Source organism: Pseudomonas sp. NPDC008258, assembly GCF_042956345.1.
GTDB lineage: Bacteria > Pseudomonadota > Gammaproteobacteria > Pseudomonadales > Pseudomonadaceae > Aquipseudomonas.
This window is the reverse complement of sequence record NZ_JBIBGE010000006.1, coordinates 31,515-43,440: the sequence shown is the minus strand read 5'-3', so window position 1 is coordinate 43,440 and position 11,926 is coordinate 31,515. Positions and strand designations below refer to the sequence as shown.

Below are 11,926 nucleotides of genomic sequence, written 5' to 3'. Positions count from 1 at the left end.
AAGTTGCAGAAAAACGTGAGCGCTATAGCAAAAAAATCCCAACGCCATGGTAGGACTTTTTCTACAATGACCCGGGTACCCAAATAGATTGGATCCGGCGCCCACGAGGAGTGTTTCAGATGCTTCACTGGAATCCCGAACATCTTCAGACGTTCGTCAACGAACGCAGCCCGCGGAAGCTGTTCGACATTGCGGTACATCTGGCACAAGACCTGGGCATGGATTATCTCGGGCTGAAAATACGCATCCAGATCGCCACCCAGACACCCAAGGTGTACCTCTACAGCAACTACCCGGATGAGTGGATCGAGCGCTACCAGCGTGACGAGTTCTACAAGCAGGACCCGGCTGCCAACGTCAGCCACAGCTCGACCATGCCGGTGCTGTGGACAGACGAACTGTATCGTGAAGCCCCGCATTTTCGTGAAGCGGCCTGCCAGTACGGCCTGCGCCATGGCTGGACACAATCCCTCCACGACCTGCAGCACAATGAAAGCCAGATCAGCGTTGCCCGGCCTGCCGGCAACATCGACATAGCCGAGCTCTACGACAAGGCCGGTAGCGTGCAGTGGCTATGCCATACCCTGCATGCCGTGCTGGGCGAACACCACCTGAACGCACTGTGCCCGCCGCAACCGAAAATGAGCGAGCGCGAACTGGAAGTGCTGAAGTGGTCGGCCGCCGGCAAGACCGCCGCCGACGTGGCCTGCATTCTCTCGCTGTCGCAAAGCACGGTGAACTTCCATATCCGCAGCGTGATCACCAAGACCAACGCCGCCAACAAGGCCGGCGCCATCGCCATCGCCGCCCTGCGCGGCTGGATCTGACCGGCAAACCTGCGACCTTGGGCAAAGCCCTGTAGAATCGCCCGGCAAAGCCCGGGGCGAACCGCAACGGGCAGTTTCATACCCGAGCCAGACGCCATGCCCCTGTTGACCACCCCCTACGCCGAACTCGAACTGATCCGCCAGCCGGAGCAGGCCAACGACCCGCTGCAGGCTTTCGATGCCGCCGACGAGTACCTGCTTGCGCAGTTGCACGAACAGGCGCCCGACAGCCACTGCCGGGTGCTGGTGCTCAATGACAGCTTCGGCGCCCTGGCCGCCAGCCTGGCGGGCCAGTTGCAGGTGGTCAGCAGTGGCGATTCGCACCTGGCGCACCTGGCCCTGGAAAAAAACCTGGCCCGCAATGGCTTGCCGTTCGACAGCGTGCCCTTCGTACCGGCAAGCGAACACTGGCAGGGCCCGTTCGACCGGGTACTGGTGCGCGTACCAAAAACCCTGGCGCTGCTCGAAGAGCAGCTGATCCGTTTGCAGGGCCACCTGGCGCCGGGGGCACAGGTGATTGCCGGGGCAATGATCAAGCACTTGCCGCGCGCGGCCGGCGACCTGATGGAAAAGTACATCGGCCCGGTCCAGGCCTCGCTGGCGCAGAAAAAGGCCCGCCTGCTGACGGCAACGGTGGCAGAACGGCCAGCCGCCCGCTCGCCCTACCCTAGCTGCTACCAGCTGGACGCGCCGGCGCTGGAGCTGGTCAACCACGCCAACGTGTTCTGCCGTGAAGGCCTGGATATCGGCACGCGTGCGTTCCTGCCGCACCTGCCACGCGACCTGGGCCGCGCGCGGGTCGCAGACCTGGGTTGTGGTAACGGTGTGCTGGCGATTGCCAGTGCATTGGCCAACCCCGATGCCGAATACACGCTGGTCGACGAGTCGTACATGGCGGTGCAATCGGCGCGGGAAAACTGGCAGGCCGCGCTGGGCGAGCGCCCGGCAACCTTCGCCGCAGCCGATGGGCTGGCAGGTGTGGAGAAGCAGTCGCTGGACGTGGTGCTGTGCAACCCCCCGTTCCACCAGCAGCAGGTGGTGGGCGACTTCCTGGCCTGGCGCATGTTCCAGCAGGCGCGTGAGGCGCTGGTGGTGGGTGGGGCGTTGTATATCGTGGGCAACCGCCACCTGGGCTATCACAGCAAGCTGGCGCGGTTGTTCCGGGGTGTGGAGCAGGTGGCGGCGACGCCCAAGTTCGTCATCCTGAAAGCCCGCAAGTAAGCCTGCACCGGCCCTATCGCCGGCAAGCCAGCTCCCACAGGGAAAGCATCAGCTTCAAGCCCTATGCAGTACCTGTGGGAGCTGGCTTGCCGGCGATAGGGCCAGAGCAGGCTTAGCTTAATGGGTGGTAAGGCCCGCTGCCCCCATGAACAGGCGCATCACCCATGCCGCCACACCCAGCGCCGCCACGCTCATCGCCCAGATCAGCACCAGCCAACCCAGCCGCTGCCACAGCGGTTTCTTCTCTTCCAAGCCATGCTTGCCGGTCATCATGCGGCCCTCCTAGTGGTAGCCGTCTTCATGGGTCACCTTGCCGCGGAACACGTAGTAGCTCCAGAAGGTGTACATGAGGATGAACGGCAGGATGAACAGTGTGCCCACCAGCATGAAGCCCTGGCTTTGCGGTGGCGCGGCAGCATCCCAGATCGAGATCGACGGCGGGATGATGTTCGGCCACAGGCTGATACCCAGGCCGCTGTAGCCGAGGAAGATCAGCACCAGGGTCAGCAGGAACGGCGTGTAGTGCGCATTGCGCGCCACCGCCTTGAGCAACCCGTAGAAGGTCACCAGCACCAGCAGCGGTACCGGCATGAACCAGATCAGGTTAGGCATGCTGAACCAGCGGTCGGCGATCTGTGGATAAGCAATGGGTGTCCACAGGCTGACGATACCGATCACCACCAGCAGCACCAGCGCCAGCGGCCGCGCCATGTCGTGCATCTTCTGTTGCAGTGGCCCTTCGGTCTTCATGATCAGCCAGGTACAGCCCAGCAGCGTGTAGGCAACGATCAGGCCCAGGCCACAGAACAGGCTGAACGGGGTAAGCCAGTCGAGGGTGCCGCCGGCAAAATGGCGGTCGACCACCTTGAACCCTTCGAGGAAGGCGCCCAAGGCCACGCCCTGGAAGAAGGTGGCAACCAGTGACCCCCAGATGAATGCCTTGTCCCAGATATGCCGCTTGTCGGCCGTGGCCTTGAAGCGGAACTCGAACGCCACGCCGCGGAAGATCAGGCCGATCAGCATCAGGATCAATGGCAGGTACAGCGCTTCGAGGATCACTGCATAGGCCATCGGGAACGCCCCGAACAACCCGGCACCGCCCAGGATCAGCCAGGTTTCGTTGCCGTCCCACACCGGGGCGACGGTGTTCATCATTACATCCCGGTCCTGCTCGCCCTTGACGAAGGGGAAGAGCATGCCGATACCCAGGTCGAAACCGTCCATCACCACGTACATCATGACGCCAAAGATGATGATCACGGCCCAGATCAGCGGAAGGTCGATACCCATGGCTCAGTCCTCCTTGCTCAGGCTGGCAGTCTTGGCCTCATGGCCATCATCGGCGGCAGACAGCGGCCGCGCCGGCGTACGTTGCTGGCCAGGGCCGCCCGGTGTGTGCTCGTCGCCTTCGCCGGTCTGTGGCCCTTTGCGCACCAGGCGCATCATGTAGCCAAGGCCGGTGCCGAACAGGGCAAAGTACACCACCACGAACGCCACCAGGGTGAAGCCAAGCTGTGCATAACTGTGGTTGGACACACCGTCCGCCGTGCGCATCAGGCCATACACCACCCAGGGCTGGCGGCCGATCTCGGTGGTGAACCAGCCGGCCAGCAAGGCGATCAGCCCGGAAGGCCCCATCCACAGCGCCAGGTACAGGAACGGGCGCGAGGTGTAGAGCGTGCCCCGCTTGCGCAGCCACAGGCTCCACAGGCCCACGAAGATCATCAGCAAGCCAAGCCCGACCATGATGCGGAACGACCAGAAGACAATGGTCGAGTTGGGCCGGTCTTCGGGCGGGAACTCCTTCATCGCCGGTACCTGCTTATCCAGGCTGTGGGTCAGGATCAGGCTGCCCAGCGCCGGGATTTCAAGCTTGAAGTGGGTCGTTTCGGCCTTCATGTCGGGGATGCCGAACAGGATCAGCGGGGTCGGCTCGCCGGGCACGTTCTCCCAGTGGCCTTCAATTGCAGCGATTTTCACCGGCTGGTGCTTGAGGGTGTTGAGGCCGTGGAAGTCACCGATCACCGCCTGGATCGGGGCCACGATCAACGCCATCCACATGGCCATCGACAGCATCTTGCGCACCGCCGGGTTATCGCGCCCGCGCAGCAAGTGCCAGGCAGCTGAAGCACCGACGAAGAACGCCGTGGAAACGAACGCGGCCGTGGCCATGTGCATCAGCCGGTAGGGGAACGAGGGGTTGAACACCACCGCAAACCAGTCCACTGGCACCACACGGCCATCGATGATCTCGTGGCCCTGGGGCGTCTGCATCCAGCTGTTGGAAGCAAGAATCCAGAAGGTCGAAACCAGGGTGCCCAGCGCCACCATGCAGGTGGAAAAGAAATGCAAGCCACGGCCCACACGGTTCCAGCCGAACAGCATGACGCCCAGGAAGCCGGCTTCGAGGAAGAAGGCGGTCAGCACCTCGTAGGTCAGCAACGGCCCGGTTACGGCGCCCGCGAACTCGGAGAAGCGGCTCCAGTTGGTACCGAACTGGTAGGCCATGACCAGGCCCGAGACCACGCCCATGCCGAAGTTGACGGCGAAGATTTTCGACCAGAAATGATAGAGGTCACGGTAGACCTGGTTGTGGGTCCGCAGCCAGAGGCCTTCGAGGACTGCCAGGTAGCTCGCCAGGCCAATGGTGATGGCCGGGAACAGGATGTGGAACGACACGGTAAAGGCAAACTGCATTCGGGCGAGCTCTAAGGCCTCTATTCCGAACATGGTGCTTCCTCTTCAGATAATCCGGCGTCCGGGCTTGTGGCCCCGTCGCCCACTGCCCCCACTTGGTCGAGTACGGCGCGTTGGAATTGTTCTGTTCGATCGCAGGGATTCCGGCCCAGAGGGCCAATTCGTTGAATCTGGAACGATTGATCCAGGTCAACGAATGCTAGGAAGCATAGTCCCGAATGGCCCGGCAAGCCGTGTGGTTGATTGCCGCGTGACCGGTTGCCCCACCCTCTTTCACAACGCGTGGAAAAGTGCCGACATGGGCAAACAGTAACCGTTTGTTACAAACAGATGATACGCTGCGCAACCCCTCTACTGCGCCGAGGCCACTGGTTTCCGATGTCTGATTCCGCACCGCAGTTGTTGCGTCACCACCGCCCTTTCCTGGCCTTCTGGCTGGCCCGCGTGTTCACCGCCAGCGGCTTCCAGATGCTCACCGTGGCCATTGGCTGGCACCTCTACCAGTTGACCGGCAATGTGCTGGACCTGGGCCTCGTCGGCCTGGTCGAGTTCGCCCCGCGTGTGCTGTTCATGCTGCACACCGGGCATGTGGCCGACCGCTATGACCGGCGCAAGGTGGCTGCCTTGTGCCAGAGCCTGCAAGGGTTGATTGCCCTGGCGCTGGCAGTGGGCAGCGCCACCGACAACGTCACCCGCGAGTTGATTTTCGCCCTGGCCTTCCTGCTGGGCGCCACACGCTCGTTTGAAATGCCGGCAACCCAGGCGCTATTGCCCAACGTAGTACCGCCTGGCCTGTTCCCAAGGGCCGTGGCGGCTTCGGCATCGGCTACCCAATCAGCGACCATCGTGGCGCCAGCGGTGGGCGGTTTCCTGTATGCCTTTGGCAGCATCTGGGTGTATGGCCCCACCGTGGCCCTGTACGCCATCGCCTGCGTGCTCACCCTGAGCCTGCAGGCGCGCGGCCAGGTCGTGCAGCGCGGGCGTGCCAGCATCGAATCACTGTTGGCCGGCATTCGCTTCATCCGCAGCCGGCCTGACATTCTCGGCGCCATTTCGCTGGACCTGTTCGCCGTACTGCTGGGTGGGGCTACCGCGCTGCTGCCGGTATTCGCCAAGGACATCCTGCTGACCGGCCCGATGGGCCTGGGCCTGCTGCGCTCGGCGCCAGCAGTGGGGGCGTTGCTGATGTCGCTGTGGCTGGCGCGCTTCCCGTTCGAGCGGAACGTGGGGCGCACCATGTTCACCGCGGTGGGCGTGTTCGGCGTGGCGACCATTGCCTTTGGCCTGTCGACCTCGTTCTGGTTCTCGCTGGCGGTGCTGGTGGTGCTGGGCGCTGCGGACATGATCAGCATGGTAATTCGCAGTTCGTTCGTTCAGCTGGAAACCCCGGATGAAATGCGCGGGCGGGTGAGCGCGGTGAACGGCTTGTTCATCGGTGCCTCAAACCAGCTCGGTGAGTTCGAGTCTGGGGTGACGGCGCACTGGTTTGGCACAGTGCCCGCAGTGGTGATGGGCGGGGTAGGCACGCTGGTGGTGACCGGGGTGTGGATAAAAATGTTCCCGACACTGGCCAGGCGGGACCGGTTGCACAATGGTTGAGGGATAGCCTGTACCGGCCCTTTCGCGGGCACGCCCGCTCCCACAGGGACCGCGCCACATTCCGGCCCTGCGCTGTACCTGTGGGAGCGGGCGCGCCCGCGAAGGGGCCGGTACAGGCTACAGATAACCCATTCCCCAACGGCCATAGGCCCCCGCCAAGCATGCTGGTATGATGCGCGGCTTTTTTCCTCCCCACACAAAACCACGGCAACCGGTACGGTCTGTGCTTTGCTGATGGGGTCGATACATTCATGGCGCCGGGGGCGCCTTGGGGAGCGGGCATGCTGGAAAGGCTGTTTCAACTAAAAGCACACAACACCAATGTGCGCACCGAGATTCTCGCGGGCGTCACCACCTTCCTGGCCATGGCCTACATCCTGTTCGTCAACCCGAGCATCCTCGGCGAGACCGGCATGGACAAGGGGGCGATCTTCGTCGCCACCTGCCTGGCGGCAGCCATCGGCTCCACCACCATGGGCCTGATCGCCAACTACCCGATCGCCCTGGCGCCGGGCATGGGCCTGAACGCGTTCTTCACCTACACCGTGGTGCTGCACATGGGCCACACCTGGCAAGTGGCGCTGGGTGCGGTGTTCCTGTCGGCGGTGATGTTCTTCCTGCTGTCGATCTTCCGCATCCGCGAATGGATCGTGAACAGCATTCCACTGCCACTGCGGTCGGCGATTGCTGCGGGTATCGGCCTGTTCCTGGCGCTGATCGCCCTGCACAACGCCGGCATCGTCGTCGATAACCCGGCTACCCTGGTGGGCCTGGGCGACCTCAAGCAGCCAGCCCCCATCCTTGCCACGCTGGGCTTCTTCCTGATCGTGGGCCTGGAGTCGCTGAAAGTGCGCGGCGCCGTGCTGATCGGCATCCTGGCGGTGACCATTGCCTCGATCGTGATGGGCGTGACGCCGTTCGGCGGCATCGTTTCCATGCCGCCGTCGCTGGCGCCGACCTTCCTGCAACTGGACATTGCCGGCGCACTGGACGTAGGCCTGGTCAGCGTGATCTTCGCCTTCCTGTTCGTCGACCTGTTCGACAACTCCGGCACCCTGATCGGCGTAGCCAAGCGCGCCGGCCTGATGGGCAAGGACGGCCACATGCCGAAGATGGGCCGCGCCCTGATCGCCGACAGTACCGCCGCCATGGCCGGTTCGCTGCTGGGTACTTCTACCACCACCAGCTACATCGAATCCGCAGCGGGCGTGAGCGCTGGTGGCCGCACCGGCCTGACCGCCATCGTGGTTGCCGTATTGTTCCTGCTGGCGCTGTTCTTCGCCCCGCTGGCCGGTAGCGTGCCGGCGTTCGCCACCGCGCCGGCACTGCTGTTCGTCGCTGTGCTGATGGCTTCGGGCCTGGCAGAAATAAACTGGGACGACGTCACCGAAGCCGCGCCGGTGGTAGTGACCGCCCTGGCCATGCCGCTGACCTACTCGATCGCCAACGGCATCGCCTTCGGCTTCATTTCCTGGACCGCCGTCAAGCTGATCTCTGGCCGCCACCGCGACCTGAACCCGGCCCTGGTGATCCTTTCCATCCTGTTCGTCATCAAGCTGGGCTGGTTCAACGCATGAGTGCTGCTTTCGACCCCTCCTCCTACGCCACCCAGCTGGATGCCAAGGTGGCGCGGCTGCGCGAGCTGCTGGCGCCCTTCGGCGCGCCGGAGCCGGCTGTTTTCGACTCGCCGCGCGAGCACTACCGCCTGCGCGCCGAGTTCCGCCTGTGGCGCGAGGGCGGCCAGCGCCACTACGCCATGTTCGCCCCGGGCGAGAAGCACAAGGCAATCCTGATTGAGGATTTCCCCATTGCCAGCCAGCGCATCAATGCGCTGATGCCGCGCCTGAAGGCGGCCTGGCAGGCCAGCGAGGAACTGGGCAACCGCCTGTTCCAGGTGGAGTTCCTGACCACCCTGGCCGGCGATGCCATGATCACCATGTGCTACCACCGCCCGTTGGACGAGGCCTGGGAAGTGGCCGCACGGCAACTGGCCGAAGCGCTGGGCGTTAGCGTGATTGGCCGTTCCAAAGGCAAGCGCCTGGTGATCGGCCGCGACTATGCGCAGGAAAAGCTCGACGTGGCGGGCCGCGTGTTCAGCTATCGCCAGCCGGAAGGCGCGTTCACCCAGCCTAACGGAGCAGTGAACCAGAAGATGCTGAGCTGGGCGTTCGAAGCCATTGGCGAGCGTGAGGATGATTTGCTGGAGCTGTACTGCGGCAACGGCAACTTCACCCTGCCGCTGGCCACCCGCGTGCGCCAGGTGCTGGCCACCGAAATCAGCAAGACCTCGGTCAATGCCGCGCTGAGCAACCTCGACGAGAACGCTGTGGATAACGTGCGTTTGGTGCGCTTGTCGGCGGAAGAGCTGACCCAGGCGCTGAATGAGGTGCGGCCGTTCCGTCGCCTGGAAGGCATCGACCTGAAAAGCTACGACTTCGGCACGGTGTTCGTCGACCCGCCGCGCGCGGGGATGGACCCGGATACCTGCGAGCTGACCCGGCGCTTCGAGCGGATTCTGTACATCTCTTGCAACCCTGAGACCCTGGCCCAGAACATCGCCCAGCTGCAAGATACCCACCGTATCGAACGTTGCGCGCTGTTTGACCAGTTCCCCTACACCCACCATATGGAAAGCGGGGTGCTGCTGGTTCGGCGCTGATCCGCGCCGCGGCAGGGCCTCACGGGCCTTGCCGCACGCTGCCAGGAGAGTTGTGCCGATGGACCAGTTGAGCGCCATGCAAACCTTCCGCCGGGTCGTCGAACTTGGCAGCTTCAGCGCCGCCGCCAGCCAGGCAGGCCTGTCCCATACCGTGCTGTCACGCCAGGTAAAGCACCTTGAACGCCACCTCGGCACACAACTGCTTGCCCGTACCACTCGCCGCCTGCACCTGACCGAAGCCGGGGCACTGTTCTACCGTCACTGCGTGCAGATCCTCGAACAGATGCAGGCAATGACCCTGGAGCTGTCGGAACATCAGCAACAACCCACCGGCACCTTGCGCCTGGGCGTGTCCACTGCCTTCGGTGAGCTGGAACTGGGCCGCTGGCTACCGGACTTCGTCGAGCGCCATGCTCAGCTACAGATCGAACTGAACTGCAGCGACCGCTTCGTCGACCTGCTGGAGGAACAGGTGGATGTCTGCCTGCGGGTCACCCGCCATCTGCCTGATTCAAGCCTGGTGGCGCGGAGGCTGGCCACCAGCGAAGTACTGCTGGTGGCCGCACCACGCTACCTGGAACGCCACGGCACGCCCATCTCGCCCGCCGACCTGGCCCGTCACCCTCTGCTCGGTTACAGCCAATTGCCCCACCCCCAGCGCTTGCAAATGGTCAACGACGCGGATGAACGACAGGAAATCCTCATGCCCCGGCGCTTGAGCGCCAACTCGCCCATGGCGTTGCGTGCCGCCGCGATCGGTGCGCTGGGCATCGCCAGCTTCGACCGCTTCATCGTGCAGGACGCCCTGCGTGACGGGCGCCTGTTACCCGTTTTGGGCGAATGGCGGCTACCGGCGCGAACCCTGTACGCCGTTTACCCGCAGAGCCGCTACCTGGCACCCAAGGTACGAGCGTTGCTGGACTACGTTCAGGCTTACTATGCGCAAGACAGGTGGCCGGCATAATTTGTGCTGTTTCTGCACAAGTTATGCGTCAGTTAGGCCGTATTTGTGTGCTGAGTGATTGATTAATCTGCGCTGCACCCTCATCCAGCGCAGGAGCTTCATCATGAAATCATTGCCCGCGGCCATTGCAGCCGTCATCGTCGCCACCCTGGCAGTCGGCGCCCAAGCCACGGAAAAAACCGTTTCGGTTGCCGATAGCGCCGCCCTGAAATGGCAGGACGTGCCCAACACCCATGGCGCCGTCAGCTACGCCAATGTCGAAGGCGATATCTTCGGCAACGGCCCGTACTCCGCGTATGTGAAATTCAGGAAAGGCACTGACAACGGCCTGCACCAGCACAGCCAGACGCTGCCTACAGTGGTTTTGAGCGGAACCTTCTACGCAGTGATCAACGGCAAGCGTGTCGAATACCCGGCCGGTGGCTACTACAAGCTGCCAGCCGACCTGGTGCACGAAAGCGGTTGCACGGCGGCTGCCGATTGCCTGCTGTTCCAGTATCAGCCTGGCGCCTTTGACCTGAAGCCGGTCAAAAGCTGAAAGACGGGGGCTGCCTGGCAGCCCCGGCCCATTCAGAAGTCGAAGAACACCGTCTCGCCTTCACCCTGAATGCGGATATCGAAACGATACGCCGTCTTCCCGTCCACCTCGCAACGCTTGGCAATCAGCGTTTCACGCCGCTGCGGCTGCTCGATCAGGTTGAGCACCGGGCACTTGGCGTTGGCCTGGGCCTCGTCATCGAAGTACAGGCGTGTGTGCAGGTGGATGTTGATACCACGGGCAAACAGGCTGATGTTGATGTGCGGCGCCATCGGCACGCCCGCGGCGTTGTTCACCACACCCGGCTTGACCGTGTGCAGTGTCCACTCACCGGCATCGAAAGTGGTAGCGGTACGGCCAAAGCTGTTGAAGGCGTTTTCCAGGTTGTAGGCATCCTGGTACTCGCCATTGGCGTCGGCCTGCCACACTTCCAGGAACGAGTCGCGCACCAGGTGGCCGTTACCGTCATACACCTGGCCGATCAGCAGAATGTGCTCGCCCGGCGCGTCAGGCTTGGCCAGGCGGTTCCAGATTTCCTGGTCTCGGGTCGGGTTGCCGGCCGCTTCCAGGGCCAGGCCGATGTGCACGTAGGGGCCGGCTGTCTGCGAAGGGGTTTCCGGCAGCAGTTCGATTGGCATGGCGGTGTCCTCAGCAGTTTTCGAAGTGGGTCTTGCGCTGGCCGCGCAGCACGATGTCGAAGCGGTAGGCCAGGCAGTCCATCGGGTTGGCGTTGCTCATGTCGAGCTTGGCGATCAACTGCTGTACAGCTTCCGGGTTGGCGATCGACTTGACGATCGGGCACATCGGGATCAGCGGGTCACCTTCGAAGTACAGCTGGGTGATCAGCTTGGTGGCGATCGACGGGCCGCTGATGCCGAAGTGGATGTGCGCCGGGCGCCAGTCGTTCGGGCCGTTGCGCCATGGGTACGGGCCCGGCTTGATGGTGCGGAAGCTGTAGTAGCCGTCACTGTCGGTCAGGCAGCGGCCGACACCACCGAAGTTAGGGTCCAACGGTGCCAGGTAGCGGTCGTTCTTGTGGCGGTAGCGGCCGCCAGCGTTGGCTTGCCACATCTCCACCAGGGTGTTCGGCACAGGCTTGCCGTACTGGTCGACGACGCGGCCGGCAACGATGATGCGCTCGCCGATCGGCAGGCCACCATTGTTGAAGTTCAGCAGCAGGTCATGGTCATGGGCACCGAAGCCCAGGTGGGAAAAGTTCGGACCAGTGGTCTCGCTGATCGACTGTGGAATGCTGACCAGTGCCTGGCGCGGCGAGCGGGCAATGGACGTTTTGTAGTCAGGCGTAAGGGCTTTGGGGTGCCAGTTGCGATCACGGATCACGAAGCGGCTGTTGTCCTGTGCGGGCATGCCGGTTTCCTCTCTTGGAATTATGTGAACGCCTGGGCGTGGCAGGCGGACTT

The 11,926-nt window shown here is 63.3% G+C and carries 12 protein-coding genes; 7 read left to right on the top strand and 5 right to left on the bottom strand.

What is annotated here, in order from left to right; all coding sequences use genetic code 11:
- Positions 1–119 precede the first annotated feature (119 nt).
- Together ACFY9W_RS06430 and ACFY9W_RS06425 are read left to right on the top strand one after the other, a co-directional pair.
- Entirely contained in the window at positions 120–827 is a 708-nt protein-coding gene (locus ACFY9W_RS06430) for an autoinducer binding domain-containing protein (protein WP_391127318.1), read from the top strand.
- A gap of 96 nt (positions 828–923) precedes the next feature.
- Positions 924–2,048, top strand: a complete 1,125-nt coding sequence (locus ACFY9W_RS06425; RefSeq protein WP_391127315.1) for a methyltransferase — start codon at positions 924–926, stop codon at positions 2,046–2,048.
- Positions 2,049–2,165: 117 nt separating this feature from the next.
- Here ACFY9W_RS06425 and ACFY9W_RS06420 read toward each other — a convergent pair whose 3' ends face one another.
- Genes ACFY9W_RS06420 through ACFY9W_RS06410 form a run of 3 tightly spaced genes read right to left on the bottom strand, consistent with a single transcriptional unit; the run spans position 2,166 to position 4,778 of the window.
- Positions 2,166–2,321 carry a DUF2474 domain-containing protein gene (locus ACFY9W_RS06420; RefSeq protein ID WP_016489104.1) on the bottom strand — a complete coding sequence of 52 codons (156 nt, stop codon included), beginning with the start codon at positions 2,319–2,321 and terminating at the stop codon, positions 2,166–2,168.
- A gap of 9 nt (positions 2,322–2,330) precedes the next feature.
- Positions 2,331–3,338, bottom strand: a complete 1,008-nt coding sequence (cydB, locus tag ACFY9W_RS06415) for a cytochrome d ubiquinol oxidase subunit II (protein ID WP_391127312.1) — start codon at positions 3,336–3,338, stop codon at positions 2,331–2,333.
- Positions 3,339–3,341: 3 nt separating this feature from the next.
- Positions 3,342–4,778: a cytochrome ubiquinol oxidase subunit I gene (locus ACFY9W_RS06410; protein WP_391127309.1), complete on the bottom strand. Its 1,437-nt coding sequence runs from the start codon at positions 4,776–4,778 to the stop codon at positions 3,342–3,344.
- A gap of 345 nt (positions 4,779–5,123) precedes the next feature.
- Here ACFY9W_RS06410 and ACFY9W_RS06405 point away from each other — a divergent pair, with 345 nt between their 5' ends.
- From ACFY9W_RS06405 to ACFY9W_RS06385, 5 genes are all read left to right on the top strand, one after another.
- A complete protein-coding gene (locus ACFY9W_RS06405; protein WP_391127306.1) occupies positions 5,124–6,344 on the top strand; it encodes an MFS transporter in 1,221 nt (406 codons plus the stop codon).
- A gap of 281 nt (positions 6,345–6,625) precedes the next feature.
- On the top strand, positions 6,626–7,921 hold the full coding sequence (locus ACFY9W_RS06400) for an NCS2 family permease (RefSeq protein ID WP_012274185.1): 1,296 nt from the start codon (positions 6,626–6,628) through the stop codon (positions 7,919–7,921).
- Entirely contained in the window at positions 7,918–9,003 is a 1,086-nt protein-coding gene (gene trmA / locus ACFY9W_RS06395; protein ID WP_391127303.1) for a tRNA (uridine(54)-C5)-methyltransferase TrmA, read from the top strand. Before ACFY9W_RS06400 ends, trmA begins: the two co-directional genes overlap by 4 nt.
- A gap of 58 nt (positions 9,004–9,061) precedes the next feature.
- The gene (locus ACFY9W_RS06390) at positions 9,062–9,967 is read left to right on the top strand and encodes a LysR substrate-binding domain-containing protein (protein WP_391127300.1); all 906 of its coding nucleotides are present in this window, start codon (positions 9,062–9,064) and stop codon (positions 9,965–9,967) included.
- Between the two features lie 103 nt (positions 9,968–10,070).
- Positions 10,071–10,505, top strand: coding sequence for a cupin domain-containing protein (locus ACFY9W_RS06385; protein ID WP_391127296.1), 435 nt, complete (start codon positions 10,071–10,073; stop codon positions 10,503–10,505).
- 32 nt (positions 10,506–10,537) lie between these two features.
- On the opposite strand, the gene pcaG is transcribed toward ACFY9W_RS06385, so the two are convergent.
- On the bottom strand, positions 10,538–11,143 hold the full coding sequence (gene pcaG / locus ACFY9W_RS06380; protein WP_012274187.1) for a protocatechuate 3,4-dioxygenase subunit alpha: 606 nt from the start codon (positions 11,141–11,143) through the stop codon (positions 10,538–10,540).
- 10 nt (positions 11,144–11,153) lie between these two features.
- Positions 11,154–11,873 (bottom strand): protocatechuate 3,4-dioxygenase subunit beta, encoded by a 720-nt coding sequence (gene pcaH / locus ACFY9W_RS06375; protein ID WP_016489110.1) that lies wholly within the window; start codon positions 11,871–11,873, stop codon positions 11,154–11,156.
- Positions 11,874–11,926 lie beyond the last annotated feature (53 nt).

Excerpts from the sequence above, each read along its gene's own strand:
- ACFY9W_RS06430 (WP_391127318.1), top strand. The coding sequence starts at position 120 with ATGCTTCACTGGAATCCCGAACATCTTCAGACGTTCGTCAACGAACGC.
- ACFY9W_RS06425 (WP_391127315.1), top strand. The coding sequence starts at position 924 with ATGCCCCTGTTGACCACCCCCTACGCCGAACTCGAACTGATCCGCCAG.
- ACFY9W_RS06420 (WP_016489104.1), bottom strand. The coding sequence starts at position 2,321 with ATGATGACCGGCAAGCATGGCTTGGAAGAGAAGAAACCGCTGTGGCAG.
- cydB (WP_391127312.1), bottom strand. The coding sequence starts at position 3,338 with ATGGGTATCGACCTTCCGCTGATCTGGGCCGTGATCATCATCTTTGGC.
- ACFY9W_RS06410 (WP_391127309.1), bottom strand. The coding sequence starts at position 4,778 with ATGTTCGGAATAGAGGCCTTAGAGCTCGCCCGAATGCAGTTTGCCTTT.
- ACFY9W_RS06405 (WP_391127306.1), top strand. The coding sequence starts at position 5,124 with ATGTCTGATTCCGCACCGCAGTTGTTGCGTCACCACCGCCCTTTCCTG.
- ACFY9W_RS06400 (WP_012274185.1), top strand. The coding sequence starts at position 6,626 with ATGCTGGAAAGGCTGTTTCAACTAAAAGCACACAACACCAATGTGCGC.
- trmA (WP_391127303.1), top strand. The coding sequence starts at position 7,918 with ATGAGTGCTGCTTTCGACCCCTCCTCCTACGCCACCCAGCTGGATGCC.
- ACFY9W_RS06390 (WP_391127300.1), top strand. The coding sequence starts at position 9,062 with ATGGACCAGTTGAGCGCCATGCAAACCTTCCGCCGGGTCGTCGAACTT.
- ACFY9W_RS06385 (WP_391127296.1), top strand. The coding sequence starts at position 10,071 with ATGAAATCATTGCCCGCGGCCATTGCAGCCGTCATCGTCGCCACCCTG.
- pcaG (WP_012274187.1), bottom strand. The coding sequence starts at position 11,143 with ATGCCAATCGAACTGCTGCCGGAAACCCCTTCGCAGACAGCCGGCCCC.
- pcaH (WP_016489110.1), bottom strand. The coding sequence starts at position 11,873 with ATGCCCGCACAGGACAACAGCCGCTTCGTGATCCGTGATCGCAACTGG.